Annotated in this window: 24 protein-coding genes, 1 tRNA gene and 1 pseudogene; 22 read left to right on the top strand and 4 right to left on the bottom strand. The window is 40.8% G+C overall.

Going from position 1 to position 18,492, the window contains the following annotated elements; genetic code table 11:
- Positions 1 to 198 precede the first annotated feature (198 nt).
- The 8 genes from AC2TF5_RS19200 (at position 199) to AC2TF5_RS19165 (ending at position 5,489) form a co-directional block, all read left to right on the top strand.
- Positions 199 to 504 carry a hypothetical protein gene (locus AC2TF5_RS19200; protein WP_491298772.1) on the top strand — a complete coding sequence of 102 codons (306 nt, stop codon included), beginning with the start codon at positions 199 to 201 and terminating at the stop codon, positions 502 to 504.
- Between the two features lie 23 nt (positions 505 to 527).
- Complete coding sequence (locus AC2TF5_RS19195) at positions 528 to 1,157, top strand: hypothetical protein (RefSeq protein WP_491298771.1); 630 nt, start codon at positions 528 to 530, stop codon at positions 1,155 to 1,157.
- Positions 1,147 to 1,689 (top strand): accessory gene regulator ArgB-like protein, encoded by a 543-nt coding sequence (locus tag AC2TF5_RS19190; RefSeq protein WP_491298770.1) that lies wholly within the window; start codon positions 1,147 to 1,149, stop codon positions 1,687 to 1,689. The genes AC2TF5_RS19195 and AC2TF5_RS19190 overlap by 11 nt, the downstream gene beginning before the upstream one ends.
- The gene (locus AC2TF5_RS19185; protein ID WP_241932913.1) at positions 1,673 to 1,813 is read left to right on the top strand and encodes a cyclic lactone autoinducer peptide; all 141 of its coding nucleotides are present in this window, start codon (positions 1,673 to 1,675) and stop codon (positions 1,811 to 1,813) included. Before AC2TF5_RS19190 ends, AC2TF5_RS19185 begins: the two co-directional genes overlap by 17 nt.
- Positions 1,814 to 2,625: 812 nt before the next feature.
- Positions 2,626 to 3,342, top strand: coding sequence for a LytR/AlgR family response regulator transcription factor (locus AC2TF5_RS19180; protein ID WP_491298769.1), 717 nt, complete (start codon positions 2,626 to 2,628; stop codon positions 3,340 to 3,342).
- Complete coding sequence (locus AC2TF5_RS19175) at positions 3,339 to 4,211, top strand: hypothetical protein (protein WP_491298768.1); 873 nt, start codon at positions 3,339 to 3,341, stop codon at positions 4,209 to 4,211. Before AC2TF5_RS19180 ends, AC2TF5_RS19175 begins: the two co-directional genes overlap by 4 nt.
- Positions 4,211 to 4,642 (top strand): GHKL domain-containing protein, encoded by a 432-nt coding sequence (locus AC2TF5_RS19170; RefSeq protein ID WP_491298767.1) that lies wholly within the window; start codon positions 4,211 to 4,213, stop codon positions 4,640 to 4,642. The genes AC2TF5_RS19175 and AC2TF5_RS19170 overlap by 1 nt, the downstream gene beginning before the upstream one ends.
- A 109-nt stretch (positions 4,643 to 4,751) precedes the next feature.
- Positions 4,752 to 5,489 (top strand): hypothetical protein, encoded by a 738-nt coding sequence (locus AC2TF5_RS19165; protein ID WP_491298766.1) that lies wholly within the window; start codon positions 4,752 to 4,754, stop codon positions 5,487 to 5,489.
- Positions 5,490 to 5,991: 502 nt separating this feature from the next.
- Here AC2TF5_RS19165 and AC2TF5_RS19160 read toward each other — a convergent pair.
- Positions 5,992 to 6,717 carry a stalk domain-containing protein gene (locus tag AC2TF5_RS19160; protein WP_491298765.1) on the bottom strand — a complete coding sequence of 242 codons (726 nt, stop codon included), beginning with the start codon at positions 6,715 to 6,717 and terminating at the stop codon, positions 5,992 to 5,994.
- A 54-nt stretch (positions 6,718 to 6,771) separates the two neighbouring features.
- On the opposite strand from AC2TF5_RS19160, the gene AC2TF5_RS19155 reads away from it, so the two are divergent.
- The 11 genes and pseudogenes from AC2TF5_RS19155 (at position 6,772) to AC2TF5_RS19105 (ending at position 15,128) form a co-directional block, all read left to right on the top strand.
- Positions 6,772 to 7,002 carry a phage holin family protein gene (locus tag AC2TF5_RS19155; protein WP_491298764.1) on the top strand — a complete coding sequence of 77 codons (231 nt, stop codon included), beginning with the start codon at positions 6,772 to 6,774 and terminating at the stop codon, positions 7,000 to 7,002.
- 2 nt (positions 7,003 to 7,004) lie between these two features.
- Positions 7,005 to 7,736 carry an N-acetylmuramoyl-L-alanine amidase gene (locus AC2TF5_RS19150; protein ID WP_491298763.1) on the top strand — a complete coding sequence of 244 codons (732 nt, stop codon included), beginning with the start codon at positions 7,005 to 7,007 and terminating at the stop codon, positions 7,734 to 7,736.
- 324 nt (positions 7,737 to 8,060) lie between these two features.
- Positions 8,061 to 8,651, top strand: coding sequence for a hypothetical protein (locus AC2TF5_RS19145; RefSeq protein ID WP_491298762.1), 591 nt, complete (start codon positions 8,061 to 8,063; stop codon positions 8,649 to 8,651).
- 131 nt (positions 8,652 to 8,782) lie between these two features.
- Positions 8,783 to 9,586 (top strand): putative phage abortive infection protein, encoded by an 804-nt coding sequence (locus tag AC2TF5_RS19140; RefSeq protein ID WP_491298761.1) that lies wholly within the window; start codon positions 8,783 to 8,785, stop codon positions 9,584 to 9,586.
- 59 nt (positions 9,587 to 9,645) lie between these two features.
- Positions 9,646 to 10,508 (top strand): annotated as a pseudogene (locus AC2TF5_RS19135) (ATP-dependent DNA ligase).
- A gap of 221 nt (positions 10,509 to 10,729) precedes the next feature.
- Positions 10,730 to 11,929: a Kelch repeat-containing protein gene (locus tag AC2TF5_RS19130; RefSeq protein WP_491298760.1), complete on the top strand. Its 1,200-nt coding sequence runs from the start codon at positions 10,730 to 10,732 to the stop codon at positions 11,927 to 11,929.
- 98 nt (positions 11,930 to 12,027) lie between these two features.
- A complete protein-coding gene (locus tag AC2TF5_RS19125) occupies positions 12,028 to 12,915 on the top strand; it encodes a hypothetical protein (protein ID WP_491298759.1) in 888 nt (295 codons plus the stop codon).
- 239 nt (positions 12,916 to 13,154) lie between these two features.
- Positions 13,155 to 13,349 (top strand): hypothetical protein, encoded by a 195-nt coding sequence (locus tag AC2TF5_RS19120; protein WP_491298758.1) that lies wholly within the window; start codon positions 13,155 to 13,157, stop codon positions 13,347 to 13,349.
- 95 nt (positions 13,350 to 13,444) lie between these two features.
- Positions 13,445 to 13,651, top strand: a complete 207-nt coding sequence (locus AC2TF5_RS19115; RefSeq protein ID WP_491298757.1) for a DUF5316 family protein — start codon at positions 13,445 to 13,447, stop codon at positions 13,649 to 13,651.
- 508 nt (positions 13,652 to 14,159) lie between these two features.
- Positions 14,160 to 14,417: a hypothetical protein gene (locus AC2TF5_RS19110; RefSeq protein ID WP_491298756.1), complete on the top strand. Its 258-nt coding sequence runs from the start codon at positions 14,160 to 14,162 to the stop codon at positions 14,415 to 14,417.
- Between the two features lie 516 nt (positions 14,418 to 14,933).
- Positions 14,934 to 15,128, top strand: coding sequence for a helix-turn-helix domain-containing protein (locus tag AC2TF5_RS19105; protein WP_491298755.1), 195 nt, complete (start codon positions 14,934 to 14,936; stop codon positions 15,126 to 15,128).
- Positions 15,129 to 15,294: 166 nt separating this feature from the next.
- Here AC2TF5_RS19105 and AC2TF5_RS19100 read toward each other — a convergent pair.
- Positions 15,295 to 15,367, bottom strand: a tRNA-Val gene (locus AC2TF5_RS19100).
- Positions 15,368 to 15,508: 141 nt separating this feature from the next.
- On the opposite strand from AC2TF5_RS19100, the gene AC2TF5_RS19095 reads away from it, so the two are divergent.
- Both AC2TF5_RS19095 and AC2TF5_RS19090 read left to right on the top strand, forming a co-directional pair.
- On the top strand, positions 15,509 to 15,775 hold the full coding sequence (locus AC2TF5_RS19095) for a hypothetical protein (RefSeq protein WP_491298754.1): 267 nt from the start codon (positions 15,509 to 15,511) through the stop codon (positions 15,773 to 15,775).
- Between the two features lie 316 nt (positions 15,776 to 16,091).
- Positions 16,092 to 16,535 carry a GNAT family N-acetyltransferase gene (locus tag AC2TF5_RS19090; RefSeq protein WP_491298753.1) on the top strand — a complete coding sequence of 148 codons (444 nt, stop codon included), beginning with the start codon at positions 16,092 to 16,094 and terminating at the stop codon, positions 16,533 to 16,535.
- Between the two features lie 89 nt (positions 16,536 to 16,624).
- Here the strand turns inward: AC2TF5_RS19090 and AC2TF5_RS19085 are convergent, their stop codons facing one another.
- Both AC2TF5_RS19085 and AC2TF5_RS19080 read right to left on the bottom strand, forming a co-directional pair.
- Positions 16,625 to 16,861 carry a DUF3892 domain-containing protein gene (locus AC2TF5_RS19085; RefSeq protein ID WP_491298752.1) on the bottom strand — a complete coding sequence of 79 codons (237 nt, stop codon included), beginning with the start codon at positions 16,859 to 16,861 and terminating at the stop codon, positions 16,625 to 16,627.
- Positions 16,862 to 16,944: 83 nt separating this feature from the next.
- On the bottom strand, positions 16,945 to 17,682 hold the full coding sequence (locus tag AC2TF5_RS19080; protein ID WP_491298751.1) for an MBL fold metallo-hydrolase: 738 nt from the start codon (positions 17,680 to 17,682) through the stop codon (positions 16,945 to 16,947).
- 240 nt (positions 17,683 to 17,922) lie between these two features.
- On the opposite strand from AC2TF5_RS19080, the gene AC2TF5_RS19075 reads away from it, so the two are divergent.
- Entirely contained in the window at positions 17,923 to 18,483 is a 561-nt protein-coding gene (locus AC2TF5_RS19075; protein ID WP_491298750.1) for a stalk domain-containing protein, read from the top strand.
- The last annotated feature ends 9 nt before the right edge of the window (positions 18,484 to 18,492 follow it).

Below are 18,492 nucleotides of genomic sequence, written 5' to 3'. Positions count from 1 at the left end.
ACCTTACTGGCTTAGCTGGTGAGGTCTTACTTTAGGCGGGATGGATTGAAGTTTTCACAAAGAATAGGTAAAATTTTGTTTTGAGGTTTTTTTTGATAAAAAATGTAAGATAAAGTCTTGTTTTTTATACGATAATATCATACATTTATGTCAACGTCAAAATATAACAATACGTAAATCACGAGGAGATGGTTGAATTTGACCTTGAATCAGTATCGTGTATTGGCTGATGAGATAGGGGGAGAGAATGGACAGAAGATATTAGAGCTTGTTAATCAGTTGGAAGAGGCGAGGGGAATTATTGCAGGTATGAAGTTTCCGCGTGTTCTTGGTAATAAAGAAGTTGCAGACGTCCTCGGAGTTGACCCCAAGAATATGCATCATACACGGAAAACTCGCTTCTTCCCTGATCCCGACTTTATTGTTGGATCTCGTCCATTTTGGTTCGAGACCACAATTCAGGTCTATCAGGACAAGATTGAGGAGTGGCGCAACAAAAAGTAGATAAAAGGTCTAGGGGGAATTTGGTGGAAGCATTTTGGTTTATGTTTTGTTCAATGATTGAAACGCTGGCCATTTATTCATTGATAATGTCGTTGTTTAGATTCAAAACATCCGAGTACATATGGCAAGCATTATTCGTGATGCTGTTAGCAAATTTACAAAGTTTTATTTTACGTAATGAACTTTCACTAGCTTTTGTTGCACCATTAGTTACCATCGTAATATTCATCTTTTTGTTTACGACGGTCATTAAAGTACCAGTGTTATGGTCAGCGACTTGTACAATACTTGGTTATGTATTGTATGCATTAATTCAAACCGTTTATGTTATGGCCCTCTTTGAGTCAGTTAAGGAGGTTCAAACACCAGGAACAGATGCATACGTGCTTCAACTAATTTCAGGTGCCACAGCCTTATTATTATCTTGGTTAATGTATAGGTTTGGAATTGGATTCTCGTTTGATTTTGAAAAGTTGCGATTCAAGTTCGAACATATTGTAATGACGGTTCTCATTGTTACAGTTCTACTTCTGGTTAGTGTGGTTTTCTATTACAACCGAATTTGGATTAATATCATTTTTTTCGCTACTACTTTTGGGCTGTTCATTTATTACATGATCCGAACAGAGGAGAGTGTTACGAATGATGATTGAAACCGCAGCTCTTAAGATCGCAGAGGGAATCAAAAGACAAGTCCCAGAACATAAATCCTCTGTAAATGTTCTTAAGCACGCCATAGCAATTGTACTAAACATCGTACTTATAATCTCTTTTACATTGATTGCTTCATTTATAACTGGAAACACAAAACAGGCATTAACCGCATTAATCGGATTTGCACTTCTTCGACAGTTTTCGGGAGGGTTTCATTTAAAAACGGGGGCTGGGTGCATTATTGTTACAACAGCACTGTTTACGGGGATATCGTTCATCGAACTGCCAGTGTTGTATATTCAGATATTTAATATTATCAGTCTCTTGCTTGTGGGCATCTTTGCTCCCAGCAGGATTGAAAAGCAATCCAGAATACCGAAAGTTCATTACTTTAAACTAAGAGTCATCAGTAGTCTGATTGTTGTTTCAAATACTTTGATTCAATCTCCAACGCTTGCAGTTTGTTTTTTTATCCAAGCTTTGAGTTTGATTCACTGGAAAGGAGGTGAACTTTATGACACTGATCAATAAAGCTAAACGCAGCACTTTTGCTGCTATTGCTTCAGCTTTGACGCTGGTTGCAGTATTTTTCGTAAATGTCGCTAGCCCTGTTTATGTCTACAGCGGTGATACACCTGAAGAGTTGTTGAAATAAATTAGAATGGTGCTGATTCAATGCAATATCTGTCTGTAACACGGGATATTGATGGGGAATCAGGAATTGTTAAATCTCAGCGGGGATAACATCATATTCATGGAATATATAAAGTCAATTCAGCGTGTTGTTAAGCAGGGTAAATGCACCAATTAAGTTTTCCATTACATAAAAAGAAGAAACCTCCTTGATGCACAGAGGCCACTGAAGAACCTGTGGTTTTGATAGAACAGCTAAAAGAGCACGAAACAAAAGACGGCCCTTATCCCGATTTTTGGGGATGGGGTCGTCTTTTGCTGTTTAGGAGGGCTTTATCCGTTTCTCGGTCATGGCAAGATGCATTTTGTATCCAAATAACGATGTATCCGCGCTCTTGTGACCGACTTTTGCATCTTGGTCCTCTGAAATTCGCAACTGTTCAAGGTCTTGTAAATCCTGATCCAATGTGCAGACATAAAAAAACGCGACATCCTTGGGTGTCCCGTAGTGGTACAATGAGTATTGGCCGGTTGCCCGGCCTGATGGACGCGCAGAAAGACAAGGAAATGGCGCAGTAGCGGCATGACGTAACCATCCGGCGGTACGCCGGGACTTGTGGATATTTTGTCCACAAGTGGCACGGGTTTGGGGGAACCCCAACAAGCAATTTTGTGCACACTTGAATTGCTTGCGGGTACAGCGGTAAGCGGATAATGATATCTACATATCAGCCAGAAGGTGTAATCGTTTTGCTTGCCGAATAATCAGATTGGTTGATGATAAATTTACGCACAGACTGTATTCAATAACTATTTATACATAGCGAGGACAAAATGATTAAGTTAGCAATTTGCGACGATGACATTTCGGTGTGCAATTCAATTGAAGAGATGATATGGAAAATGGAGCTCGGCAACCTATCTCTGGACGTATTCGGTAGTGGTGCTGAGTTAATGGACTATATGAATACGAACGAAGAGCGATTCAATATCTATTTGTTGGATATTGAAATGCCGCACACCAGCGGAATTGAAACCGCCGCCTGTATTCGGAAAGCAGACCGGGACGCCCTTATTGTATTTGTTACCAGTCACAAGGAGTATGTTTATGAAGTTTTTAAGGTGCTTCCGTTCCGATTTTTGTGCAAACCAGTGCAATTTGATGCTTTGAAAGTCGTATTGCAGGACGCAGTTGAGCACATCCAGCGAGAAAACCAGATTTTCTTTTTTCAGATAGGCCATGAAAAGCGGCAATTGCCGTACCGGGAAATTTCCTATTTTGAGGGAGCCGGGCGAAAAGTGCGCACTCACAGCATAGGGGGAACCGTGGAATACTATGAGCGAATTTCAAAGATCGCGGACACGCTGGACGCAAATCTGTTCACCCAAATTCACGCATCCTATATTGTAAATATGGAGTATATCCGCGTGATCAGACAAGACGAGGTGGAACTTGCCGGAGGTGTAAAGCTGCCGGTGAGCCGTAAATACCAAATAGTATTGAAACAGGATCATATATCCTTTCTCAAACGGCGGGGAGGTTTCCAATGAACATTTTTCCGTCAATTGATTTCGTATATCTGTTTTTGCTGCAATTCATGTTTGGACTTGTGGATATGGTATTAGTCGCCCGTTTGTACGAACGCATTTATGGTCGACCTGCCATCAGCAGAAACAAAATATATGCTCTGGCTCTTGGATTAGGAGCAATAACCGCCATCGTGTGGCGGCTCATTTTGGCGCATCATCGGCCGACCTCCACGCCGCCTGCAACATTGATCAGTAGTCTCCTGCTGTTGCCTCTTTTTCGTGAAACAAACCGAAGAAAAAAAGTCCTGTTCAGCCTTGTGCTGTTTGCGGTGGCCTGTCTTTGGCTTTCCGCCTTTGATTTGGTTGTAACGCCAATGCCTAATAAAAACAATTGGCTTATAGAGGTTATGTACCACATGGGCTTCTGGCTTATACTTGAGGCAACAGGATATATTGGCCGCAAGAGGCGGCAAGTGGTTCCACCCTCTATGTGGGCACTTCTCACAGCTATCTCGGTCATCAGTATTCTGGTATACTTTGGGATGTTTGATCACATTATGAGCCGTGAAGGGCCTTATGCTTACACGATTGAGATCGTGGTCATGTTGGCTTTATTGTTTATTAACATTGCGCTGTTTGTGCTATTCGACCGCTTTGCCGCTTTTACCGAATCCGACCGTGAACGGCATTTACTGGAGCAGCAGTTACAACTGCAAAACAAGCACTATCAACAGATGGAGCGGCTCCACAGCCAAATACGTACCCTACATCATGATGTGCGAAACCACCTAAAAGCTGCGGCGACACTCGCCACGCAAGGGGATAAGGGAGCTCTGAACATTATCTGTGGGAGGCTTCCTGTCAGATCGGTCACTACGAACAAGCGGTGATGACCGGCAATCCCACCTTAGATACGATTCTGAACATAAAAATTGCAGAATTGAAGCAGTCCAATATCACCATGGAAACAGATGTCCATGTGCCTGCGGATTTGAAGCTCACGTTTGATCAGGCGTCTACTATATTTGGCAATTTGCTTGACAATGTACGAGAGGCTTGTGAAAAATTACCGAAAGAGAGGCGTTGGGTGCGTATTGTCTTGGCCTATGTCAATCAGTCATTGATCATCAGTATCGTAAATGCAACAGCAGAAGAAGTCGGCGCGTGGGAAGGGAAATTTCCGGTATCAAGCAAGACTGACCGGACGAGTCACGGCTTGGGGCTTAAAAGTGTGCTGCAAAAGGTGGAACCGAACGGATCATTGTGTATTAAAAGTCAACCTGAGTCTTTTACGATAGAAATAGTGCTTTATGGCCTATAAACCAATTTTAACGAGTACAGTGTTCAATTTTGACAACATCAATAAATCCTCCTTGTGGTGGCGCTATACTGTTTATAACAAAAACAGGCGACGCAAGGAGGATATTTTAATGAAAAAATTAGCTATATCAATATTGGCTATTTTCATGGTAGCAACAACATCAGGCTGTTCACTTAGCACACAAAGGATTGTTGAGCGATCAGTTCAAAAAGCTGTGTCTGAGAGTATCAATGAGGCGACAGATGGGGCCATATCAGATTCTATCAGTCAAATTACAAGTCGGGCTGTCGGCGAAGCAATAGCCGCCAGTGGTTTTGGAGCAATGGTTGAATTTGTTGCGGCCACAGTCAATGAGGCCATGAATGAAGCCATGAGTGAGATAAATTCTGATTCCCTGCGAAAAATAATGGCCGAGGACATTCGTGAAGCAATGGCAGATGTTGACTATGATGATTTTGACATGACCAAAAAACAGAAAATTGAGATATTGTCGGCAGATGAAAGTCAGTTGCTCCGCACGATTACCGACAACCGTGAAATTATAGACTACGTTAGGAATGAACACATGGAAGATTGGCGGTTTTTTAGCGAAATTCCTAAAGATGCAGAAGTTCTATATAAAATCGTATATTGGCGGGAGACTACAAAAACGGCTGTGAACCCAAATAGCAAATTAGTCATCAGTGCCCGCGATACCTTATATAAAACTTCCGATGGCAATTACTACATTCATACCGAAGTTGCTGGTATAGACATTGTACAATTGGTAGCTCATATTCCAAAAGAAGTAGGCCAATTTTTAATTGGCGTTGCGGAAGGAAACGAGATTTTACTCCCTGCTGAATAATAATGACCGAACTTGTTGAGCGTTAAGAAGTTGGGTCATATCCCTGCTACGCAAGCGGAAAAGAAAAAAACGTGTGGCGGCGGGTGTTTCTCCATGCAGGTGATACCTTTATCATCTGCACAGGCAATGTAAATCTTCTAAATAGACGCGTCCCGCAGTTCTTTTGCGTGGTCGCGTTTTGTGCTGCCCTTTTTTCAGACAAGCCCTGCTACATGTGGACATTTTGTCCAGAAGTGCGGTACTGTCCCGGCTGCCGATCCCCGCCATACTCCATTTCGATTTTGCGCGTTTTCCCAAAAAATCGAGATGGAGGCTTTATCATGGTGAAAATCAATCTGCCTTTTTTTATGTCCTCGGTTATCCGGGGGGGGGGCTTATATATAAAGAGAGAAGGGCTCCAACGAGGATGGCATGAAATTAAAATAACGCCCAATGGACTTGGGCGTATAGTTGCCAACGTATTCTCTCGGTTGTTTGCACAATCGAGAGGTGGAGGAGATTATTAAAGATCTATGGTTCCAAAGATCGAGTTATTACTCGGGTTTCTAAAGGTGACAGAGGTAATATCCAAGTTTTCTGGCAGAGAAAGCGAAACTTGAATAATCTTTGTCTCGCCGGCGAACAAATTGTTATGGTTGTAGGAAGTGGCTGAACTTATTTTCTTACCACCGATAACAGCATGATCAAAAAAATCTAATGCACCCCATGCGAATCTGTCCGTAGGCTCTGCGTTAAGTGTTGCTTCATATTGGATTATGGCGAACTTGTGTCCTGATTCTGCAAGCATACCGGACGTTTCTCCAGGCTTTGAAGGGATGAAATCCGTGTAACTTACACTATTCACTTTTATTGTCATATCACCTTTCGTAGCAGTTTCATTGAGCTTGAGTTTCAATGGTGTTTGTGGTGCGCTTGATTGATTAGAACCTAATTGGGGATTTGATGTTGTTTGTGATCCTTTTGTCTTTAATTCTATTTTCTTAGCCTTGTTATCGAATGAAGACACTTCAGCATTTAACATCTCAGCAACCTCACGAACCGGAAGGTATGTGGTGCCTTTATATACAATCGGGTCTGATTTGAGGGTTTGTTTTTGACCATCCACCACAAACGTGAATTTGGCTAGGACGGCTTGAATAGTTCCAGGGGCAGCTGCTGCAATTGTTACGGATCCGATCATCATACCGAGCGCTAAAGTGGCGACGGTTTTAATGATTTTTTTGTTCAAAATGATACATCTCCTTTTTTAGTCAAGTATAACACCTATTACGGAAGATTTTGGATGGGGTTTTATATTTTGGGAGTAGCTGCTTTTATTATTTCTGGTGGGCTTAAGCGAACACCGAAAATACCAGACTGGAGTATCTTATATATTATCCTTGTCCTTGCGGTAGGACTAACAACCGGTTTGCTAGTTTGGACCGTAGAGGCAATTCTACAAGGCATCCTTGTTGAAGCCCTTTGCTGTATTGGGTCAACAAGCTGTAAAGCAACCTGTAAAGGCGGTGAGTGATCGTGAAAAAGGTATGGATTGATGCAGGTCATGGCGGTAAGGATTCCGGCGCGGTCGGAAATGGGTTGAAAGAAAAGGATATTGCTCTGGATGTATCCTTGGGTGTAAAGAAACGCCTGGAAGATAATTATGACGGTGTGCAGGTGCTGCTAACCAGATCCACAGATGTTTTCTTGGAGTTATCTGAACGAACCAAAGCGGCAGATAAAGCTGGAGCTGATATTCTTGTTTCTGTCCATTGTAACGCTGGGGGTGGAGCCGGTGGTTTTGAGACTTTTAGATATATCAATTCACAACCGGCATCTGTAGCTTTACAGAATGTTCTTCACAAGGAGATCATGGTCGCATTAAAACCATTTGGCGTGATCGATCGGGGGCAGAAAGCAAAGAACCTGCACATGGTTCGCGAGAGCAAAATGCCTGCTGTGTTGACCGAAAATCTATTTATAGACGTGGCTTCTGATGCTGCCAAACTTAAGCGTAAGGAAATAATTGATGCTTTAATTGAGGGTCATATAAATGGGGTCTCAAAATACCTGGGGCTTCAGAAAAAGGAGGGGAAACCAGTGACGAAGGAAAGAGATATTAATGTTGTAAGCCCTTGGGCTGAACAAGCATGGAAGGAAATGACCGAAAATGGTTATTTTGATGGAAAACGTCCAGGGGCGCTAATGACCCGGGAAGAAGTTGCTGTTGTGCTAAATAGATTTCGTGAAAATATGCTCCAGAAATAAACCAAAGACCCTATCAGCATATAAGCCGATAGGGTCTTATTAATATTTTTATTCTTAATTTTGATCAATCACTATTTGATAATACTCGCTCGGAGAACTAATACTAGCGGCAGAACTAACAGCGAAGTAATATTGCGGAACTATTCCACTACAACTACTGGAGCTGAGCAATTACAAAAACTTCAAGAACTTGCCAATGAGATTCAGGATGCTACAGGTCGATATTATAACGACAACTGGTCTAATCTGGCATTTGACACAAAAGATTTAAAGGGAGCCTTTGAATCAAATCGAGAGTACTTTGACTCAACGGAGACTGACATCATGGCTGCCGAAAAGAGTTTCCAGCAATTATATGACAGCCAGGTCAAACTCATTGAATTAAATCTAGGTGCAGACATTGCAGACCAGGCGGCAAAATATGATGAACTGTCAACAAAGGAGAAATCCAGATTTGACAATGCAATGAGACAACTCCAAGAAATTAATAGAACGATGGAAGAGCTACCGCTGGAAAAAAGAATTAACGTGGATGTTGTGTGGAAGCAGATGGGGAATAACACTCTTCCCGGTACTGGCAGACTCCAGGTACAAACCATGGAACAATATGCTGACGGAGGGTACGCTGATCGTCCGTCTATTTTTGGGGAAGCAGGACCCGAGATGGCGATACCGATTAAAAACAACCAGCGGTCGAGGGACCTACATGCAATGACAGGCCGTATGCTTGGGGTTGACTCCGGATCCTCAAATGAACAAACAGTAATTCATTTCAATCCCAACATAAATATAAATGGCGGGGGTAACGATGTTCAACAGCAGGTAATGGCCGGGCTTAGAGCATCTCAAGATGAATTTGAAAGTATGTACAAACAGATGCAGCGGCAGAGAGAAAGAATGAGCTTATCGAGATAGCAATTAATTGGGCTGGCAGCTGCCGGCCTTTTTTATTGGGAGTGGTGCAAAGTTCCCTTATCGGTTTCCTATCCCTTCAAGAAGGAGATTTCACTTCATGGAAAGAACTATTCCACTGAGGGGGAATAGAATTGAGCAAATTAAAAGCTTTTTATTATGACGAAATAACAGAGGAACTTCAATTAACAAGAGTGTTATTGTCTATAGTTACTCTTTGGGTATTAAGTGGTTTAGTATTGTTTTTTTTACCTAATAGAGGAGAGTTCGGTGATATGTTTGGTGCCATTAATACTCTTTTTTCAGGTTTAGCCTTCGGAGGGATTATCTACACCATATTTCAACAGAAGGTTGAGCTGAATCTTCAACGGCAGGAATTGAAATTACAAAGGCAAGAAGTGGAGAGAACAAATCAGGAGTTAGCAAACCAGGTCGAAGCAATGAATATCCAAAGATTCGATAACACATTCTTTAACATGCTAACGTTACACCATCAATTAGTTGAAGGTCTGATTTTTAGGCATCAAGGAGCTGAGTCGATCCACTCAACTGGTCGAGCAGTGTTTGAAGGTATGTACAATGAATTAGCTCTTGAAGACCATGAACAAATTCATCACCATTTAGTCAGTGCCTTTGTAGATAGAGAATTATCTCTTGCACAGTATTTCAACAATCTAATAGAAATCACCAACCTTATAGAACATTCTGTATTTTTAGAAGAGGAACAAAAATGGAGGTATCTGAAAATTTTAACTGCTCAACTCTCTCCAGCCGAGAGCGTAATTATTTTCTATTATATCTTATGGAATGATCATGGTTATAAATATGATGTCTTATATAAATTAGTTGATGAGCAGGCTCACTTCTTACCCACTGATCATATGAGGTTATGGATTGAATGGATTGAAGATTATGAAAAACGAATGACACCGAGCTGACATTACTTACCGACTCTCACTGATCGGACCTAACGGTATAATCGAGGAGAGGTGTTTTTATGTTCATCAATCCTATGTTATTAGAAACTGCTAATGGTCCTTTTAGCCATCAGGATTATATATTTGAACCAAAGATAGACGGTCATAGGCTTTTGTTCTCGCAGGAGAATGGCCGCATTCGATTGTATACCAGACATGAAACAGAGTGTACTAATCAGTACCCAGAGCTGCTGACACCTTTCGATGAAGACATACTCCTGGATGGTGAGGTTGCTTGTACCGATCCTGAAACAGGGCTGGTAGACTTCGAAACTGTCATGAGCCGTTTTCAAGCCAAAAAGGAGCCACGTATACAGCAGCTAATAGGATATCGCCTGTTACCTATGTCGTGTTCGATATCCTTCGATATAAAGGTCAAGACCTTCGAAAGCTGCCTCTGATGCAGCGCAAGGAGATCCTGAGCAATATTGAGATGCCGAACCAACACTTTGGCGTTATCCCGTTTTTGGAGGCAGCTAGAGAGGCATTGTTTGAGCAAATGGTAGCCCAGAAGCTTGAGGGTATGGTCGGCAAGGTACAGAACAGTATTTACGAAAGCCGCCGATCACCAGCATGGCAGAAGGTGATCAATTGGACTTATGCTGATGTCTTTATTACCGGTTACCGTAAAGAGGAGTTTGGATGGCTTGCTGCAGTTCCGACTGATTCTGGGCGCTTACGTCCAGCTGGTGTTATTGAGTTAGGAGTACCGCCAAAGGCCAAGAAAGCTTTTTATGGTGTGAGCCAGCAGCTTGTAACAGGAGAAGATAAGAATTTCGTCCACCTTGAGCCGCGGATCCGGGCGAAGGTTAAGACACGGAACTGGACCAAAGGTGGATTACTCCGATCACCTGCGTTTGTAGAATTTAATCTATCTTCTTAACGAGTCGCCGAAAGGCGGCTTTTTGTCTGAAAATGACCCATTGGGATACTCCAGCGGTATAGTATTTTAATTTATGATTGATCATTGATTTGAATTAGAAAATAGCATGGGACAAAAAGGTCTTAATAACACTATTTTCATGGTTGAATCAGAAATTCATTTGTATACTTGAAAGGCTGAATTAGACTTGAAAAATAATATAAGAGAGGGAATTTAATGAAATGAAAAAAGTAGGGTTATTTATTTGTTTGTTGGTTGTTTCACTTTTTAGCTTTGAACAGTACATATCGGCTGCGTCTAATGAAAACGGGTGGGTTACCAAAACGCCCATGCCTACACCAAGATATGTCGCCAGCAGCGCTGTTGTTGATGGTAAAATATACGTTTTTGGAGGCTCACCTGGGCAAGGGCAACTTAAAACATTGGAAATTTATGATCCTTCCATGGATGTGTGGACAACTGGTGCAAGCTTAACTGTACCAAGAACTTCGCCTGGGTCGGCAGTGGTAGACGGTAAAATTTATGTTTTTGGTGGGTATAGTGGTAGTAGTGATACAAACAGTGTTGAAGTATATGATCCAACTTTGAATAAATGGACCTCAAAACGATCTATGCCTACTAAGGGTAGAGGTTTAATTGCTATAGCAGTTGATAAGCAAATATTTACTTTTGGTGGGACGGGATCAAGTACATCTCAATTAGTTTACTCTTACAACACTGAAAATGATACTTGGACTAGTGCAAAAGATATGCCTTTTACGGGGATGGTATTCAAGTATAACGATTCTATTTACGCTCGTCATATTGAGAATGAAAAAAGTTCAATCTATAAATATGATCACATTCAAGATACCTGGACGTTAATTAAAGAGCTAGATTCTACTGCATGGGGCGTAGTTTTAGACAATAATGGCAAGTTGGTTATATATGGACGAAGTATAATTTCTACTTACGATTTAACCACTGAAACTTTAACGCCAGTTCCAAATTCTGAGTTCAGAGACAGGAATACTACTTTTCAGATTGTTAATGATAAATTGTACTTTCTTGGTGGGACATTTATAAAAGATGGAAATATTAATTCCGGGGGAATGGCTGTAGTAGAAGAATTTGATTTGTCTCGATTGAATGATCTCGAACCAGAACCTAATCCAGAACCTAATCCGGAACCTCAACCATCAGGTGATAGAGCGATATTAGTTGTAACAATGACAACAGGATTGGAAAAAGAATACGATCTACCAATGAGTGAAATAAATGCATTTTTAAATTGGTTTGATGCACGTGACGCTGGAACAGGATCAGCTAAATATGCAATTAACAAGTATACCAACAACAAAGGACCTTTCAGTAAACGGATAGATTATGTAATATTCGATAAGATTTTAACGTTTGAAGTAAGTGAATATACAACTAAGTAACACATTAAAAGTGAAGCCGCCGAAAAAGCGGCTTTTTTATTGAAGTTGTTCAAAAAGACCGTGCACATGATCCTTTTCTAGAAGGAGACATTTCTGGGATGTCGAATCTTGATGTTAGTGAAGGAAGAGGAGAGGACAATATGAGTGAACGCGTTAAGTTATACGGAATAAATCTAGATGAGGTTGGAATTCAAGTAATAAATGAATTCTTTTACTTAAAACCTGACCAAGAAAATACTATTCTCGTATGGAGTAGAAATGATGTAGCTACAGTAGAATCGATGCCTGGAATATTATTTGATGCATTAAGAATTGCACTCCCCTTGGTCAATATTTCCGTTTGGGCCGGTACCGAGAGTGAAATGAAGGGCGAGATTATTTATGACTTATTAAGGTTGGGAAACACTTTATTGATGAACTATTATCCTACTAAAGATGACAATTTCACAACATGCCCTGAAAATTCAATCATTATTAACAAGAACGATATTGATAAAATTAAAGAAGTTCATAATCTTCTAATAGAACATAATCGTTCGCAGAGATATTTACGAGAAAAATCAAATTGGAAAGCTACGGAATGGGTCTTTGCTTTAAATCATTATCTACAAGCGTGTTCAAGTAGAGGATTAGAAGAAAGCATTGTTAACCTAATTACAGCATTTGAAGCTTTACTTGTCACTGGGCATGAACAAGTCAGTTATAGAGTTGCCTTGAATGCAAGTCTGTTGTATTCCGACGATCCAATGGTTCGGGAAGAAACATTTAATTTGATAAAAGACATGTACGGTTTAAGAAGTAAAGTAGTGCATGGTGATATAACTACATTCATAAAACAAATTACGAAGCCAGATATTTACGAGAAGTATTTTAAATTAAAGGATGTATTATCTGTTCTCTTATTAAAAACGTCAAATTTATCTACTAAAGAATTACATGATCGAGTAGCAAAATCCATATTTAAAACCCCACCTATCATTGATTGATTCTCTTTATAAAATAGGTGGTTGTGGTGGAGAGTTCTCCCCCATAAAACGGCCATTTGTAGGGGAGAATCATACCCCACAAAATAAACGCGAAAATATGCTCTTGGGGGAGAGTTATACCCCCAAGAAAACTAAAAGAAATAAAAGAATAAAACATGTAAAGATATATAGTAATTCTACAGTTAAAAGCTGCTCATAAAAAGAGTGGCTCTTTCTATTTAAAAGAAAGGATGAATGGAATGTTAATTGAGAAGATAGAAACGATCATGTTCTACGATAAAGATAACGAGCTGGTCGGATCGGTAGGAATAGATAAAACATCGGATATTGAAAAGACAGCTGCAGGAGCAATGATGGATGTATTCTCTGTTGAAGAGGTTAAGAGGCTCGCTTACTTCAAGGTGGATACGCATTATCTTGTAATTAGTGAATAGAAGAAATGATCTGATAATAAGCCCGGTTAAATAACTCGTAACCAATACCCGTCAACTTACGTTTTTATTACAAAGAGATGATGGGAGGGAACGTAATGGATCTGCTGATATCTGCAGGAGTTGTATGTTTTCTGATTACGGGACTTTTATCTGGAGCGTGGACTACAGGGTACCAGCAAAGAGGAAACTTCTATGCTGATTCGAAGGATGACCGTAATCAAAAGAAGAAGGCAGCCAACTGGTTCTTTATAGCCGGGATTGTATTTTTTATAATAGCCGGTATTTTTTACGTACTTCGATAACAAATTGCTGTCACCTTAACACAGCGATTCTAAGGCGCTGCACAGACGTTTTGTAATAGAGATGAACAAATACACAAAGATATATAAACAGGGGTGGAACGGGGCGCAGGCGGTCACGGGTCCCTCTGGGGGTTCAAAATGAGTGCGGGTGCGGACGACCCCGAAATACCGCTAGATTTTAATTTTAAAAATCACTTTACATTGACAATGGCGAGCCGCTTACGGCCGTCATTATTATTTTTCCTTCGAATTAAGCGTTCAAATCAAACTGCTCTTATTAGACAATGAAATGTAGGTTTTCACGGCGAAAGGAGATGTAAAGGATGGCCTGATAGTGGGAACGATGGTTTTTTGTTTTAAATTATGCAGTTAGAATGGTATCCCAAATATCAAAAAAGCGGAAGTCGAGGTGTAGTAAGCTAAAAGAAAACGGAACGATCTTCGCTATTGGTTTCTATTGACCGATGAATTGGATGAGTAGCTAAAAATTCCAATGGAGGTACGATCGATGAAAACACGTAATTCTGTTTCGGAGCAATCAGGGGTACTAGATATCAAGGAGCACGTCACCAAGTATATTCAAGGGAAACATGGACTTATTGGCATTGTCATTCCCGAATGTAACGAACCAACCAGTGCGCTCAATGATCTATGTAGAACCATAGTAGAAATAGCGATTAAACAAGCAAGAAGAGAAGCAACTCGGAAGCAGCAGTTATTGGATGATAAATACTTATCGAAGGAGCTATCGGTTAATGAGCACTGAAAATTTGAATAAGAAATTCATGAACCAGTTCGAAAATCACTCGAGATTGCAAATAGGGGAGAATGAGTATCTATGGGATCAAGAAAATAATGCAATTACAAGGTTTAATGAAAAATATAAACTATGGGTAAGGGTCAACTTTGTGGGTAAGGAAGAGGATTCGGTCGATAATTTGATTGACATGTTGACCAAAGAACACATCCGACAATGTCTGGAAAATATAAATCGCCTAACATAACCATGCTGAATTCACCTTTGTAAACATCTACATTGCTGACAGGTGTGTACATTGATGTAATGCGAACCATTTGAAAACATGTGAAATGTGATGAGTAGACAGAAGGATCAGTTTATTAATAGTAAAGAGTAGGAGTATTGGTTAAATGAACAATGAACACAAATTGAATACCTCAAGAAAAAGCTGACTGATCTGCAGCGTAATTAATCGGGAAGTTGAGATATTTTTAGATGAAGTTAAGCTTCTAGAGAGGAAAGAAGAACTTCACAAGCCACAGATTGAACCTCAATATTAAAGAAGTAAGTGATGATATTTGGAAGCACCTACCTGAGGTTCTTACAGTAGCAGATATTCAGAGGGTTCTTGGTACCGGAACTAATCAGACGTATGATTTGATTAAAGAAAATCAGTTTCATCATGTACGTATAGGACGCAAAATGTTAGTTCCGAAGAAATCATTTATCGATGGGTAGAAGGCGTAAGTCATCGTCAGGAGGAGTAATGTTGGAGTTATTGGCGGCACCATAAAGGCTTTAGTTGAATAAAGGGCACCAATCCGGCACCAATTTGATAATTTCGCATAGGAAGAGTAAGACATAAAAAAAAGAAAAACCCTTGCTATACAAGGGTTCTTCGTGATGATCTGTAGTGGGCTCGAACCACTGACCCCTACCCTGTCAAGATAGTGCTCTCCCAGCTGAGCTAACAGATCATGAAAAAATATGCTGTTTCGAAAGATAATTTATATATTACCAGCTGCCTTCACAAGTGTCAATTGTTTTCTCGTTATAAAATCTGCTAAACCGGTTCAGACTAAAGGAAAGCATGATTTTCCAGAAGGAGAGAGGGTAGAATGGCGGTGAAAAAGCATCTAAGATCAAGTGGGATTGGAATTTGCACCTTGCTTTTGGCTGTCCCAATGCTCGGCGGATGCAGTATTTCCTCAAGATCGTCCGTAGAGATGGAAGACTTACAAGCACCAGTTGCACCTGTACTGCAAAATGTCTATGACCGTTCAGTCGATAAAGATGTTTATTCGTCTGGCCGGGGACGGGGAGAGAGAATGATTCCTGAACCGTCTCTAAAGCGGCAGGATAGCCTTCGAGATTCAGTGAAATAGTCGAGATTACCTCAACGGTAACAGCATAACAAAAACCGTCGGCCGGAAAGGGCTGACGGTTTTGTGGTGTACTTCCTATTCATCATCCCATTTGCGGGAATAACCTTTTTTGATGGTATAAAACATGGGGTAAATCAACAGAACCGAAATGATGATAGACCAAATAATTGTGCCTTTCATACCCATGCCCATTTGCAGCCCCTTTCCAATAGTATACATTTCACTCTACTATACAGGAAAACAAAAATTTTGTATAATAATTCATCTATATCCGGCGAGTGATGCAGGAAATTCCCCATATAAAGAGGTGTTTGTATTGGCAGCGGAAATCATCAATGTTACGACTGAGGAGCAGTTGCGTGAAGCGCTGGACATTCGTAAAGAAGTATTTGTCATTGAGCAGAAGGTACCGTTAGATCTTGAGATCGACGAACTTGATAGTTTGGATGCTGACGCGCATCATATCCTGATTAAATACGAAGGGGAATATGCGGCAACAGGTAGGGTCATATACTATAACAAAGATTCAGCCAAAATGCAGCGTATTGCCGTACGGAAGCCTTTTCGATCTAAAGGTCTAGGCCGTGTGTTATTAATGGCTATGGAGACTCAAGCCCGTGAACTGAAGCTGTTACATTCCGTGCTCGATGCACAATGCCAGGCGGAAGCTTTTTACAGTAAGCTCGGTTATGTTACCATTTCGGACGAGCCTTTTGACGATGCTGGAATACCCCATGTACGGATGAAAAAACAACTCTAATAAACGTAAAAGTACAGCCCCATTCTAACTAAAAGACCCCGAACTAATACTAATGTTCAGGGTCTTTTTAAAGTTGATAGACGTTTTTCTTAAAATATCGGCATATTATCGAGGTTGTTGCTTGGATCGCCATCGGCATTGGAACGAAGATGCATCTCATTGTCCCGCCCACGAAATACGTTTAGGTTCTTAATCTCCTTGTTTTGAACCATCTGCTGAGCGGTCTTATAGTCTACGACAGATCCTGTGTCGAGTTTCAGCTGTACAATGTCACCATCACCATTTTTACGTACTGCTACTACTTCTGCTTGTTGATCATTGTTCATTTGATATCGCCTCCCACACCTAGCTTCCCGCTACACCCAGCATTTTATTCATAAACAGACTGGATAAAGATATCTACCTGCTGTTACAACTCGTAAATACGTTGCTGTTCGAGAAATTGCATGGTGTTCGTACGGCCCTCATAACTTCTCATTTCGTCACCGTAATGCATGAGATAAATCTGTTTGCGGACATGATCCGGCAGGCTCAGCAGCTCTTCTAGTGTGGTGTGAACCGCACCATGGCCTTCGAGCTGACACTCATGCAATATAACTTCGCAACCGCGTTCGTTCACCAATCGATTTAGCAGTTCCGGATCAAAGATCATATCTGCACTGTAGAAGATGCGGTCATTGAAATAGATGGAGAAGCTGTCCTTTCCTGGGATATGCCGTGTCTGGATAAGCTCGGCCCGAATGCCCGGTGATATATCAACTGCTGTCCCTGGTTGAAGTGGACGAACATCAAATACATCATTCAGAGAGGTGATGGATCCTTCCTGATACAATCCTCCACGCAAAGTGTTTTCCCACAACGGCATAACGAGCGCTTCGGCTATGTATAACGGTATTTTGCGGTTGTATTGCATTTTCATTCTGAACGCCAGTTCTTCCAGGCCGCCAACGTGATCCGCATGAATGTGCGTAATGAGCACAGCATCCACAGACTCAAAGGATCGACCGAGACGATGAAGGGCCATAGGCGCCGTAACCCCGCAGTCGAGAAGAAGGGTAAAGTCTTCGTCAATGATAAGTGCATTGTTATTAAAAAAAGACTTTGCGAAAGCACCACCGGTACCTAGCATTTGCAGTTTTAGTGTCAATGAACTCAACCTCCAGGCGATAATGATAATAGAGTAAGCTAACAGGTATATTTTAACGAATTCTCTGTATATTTACACGAATTATTATGTGTTTATCCCATAAATAGATCAGGTGTAACCCTGCCATGTAATTAACTTAAAGAAATTGACCAATAATTCCCTGTATCTGCGCAACTTTTTTTTTTACCTTGTAGTATACACATATAACAACTAGAAAAAGTAACGGAGGGATGCTTTTATATGAAATCGAAATGGAAGAAAATAATGGCCTGCACACTTGTCCTTTCATTAATGGGCGGTAGCTCTTTGTTGTTTGCGGATTCCTTTAAAGAACAAGTACGAGTATGGTTGAATGGCCAGGAGCTAAAAGCCGGGGGTTATCTTATAGAAGGCAAAACATACATACCGGTCCGTGATATTGACGGTGCGGTACATTGGGACAAGGATAGCGGAAAAGTGATTATTATCCAGCCCAATGTGCATATTTTCCTGTTCAAGGGAAATACTGTTTTCGGGAACGTAAACAAAGGCAAACTGAAATTTAATGTGTTTAGCCAAATCGATACATTAAATGATAACATCCATTCGGTCAAAGTTGCGATCTCGGATCCGGCCGGAAATGTGACGGATATACAGACCCAGGAATTCGATAATAGTAAAGATAATTTCTGGTTCCGTACGGATGACTTCACTTATGATTTCAAAACAGTCGGTAAGTATTCCGTCGGCTTTTACATCAAGACTACAGCTGATTCCAGTTTTGTAAAAGTGGCTGAAAAAGTAATTACAGTTATGAAATAATGTGTTGGG

Source organism: Paenibacillus sp. JNUCC 34 (assembly GCF_058269055.1).
This window is presented reverse-complemented; position numbering and strand designations above follow the sequence as displayed.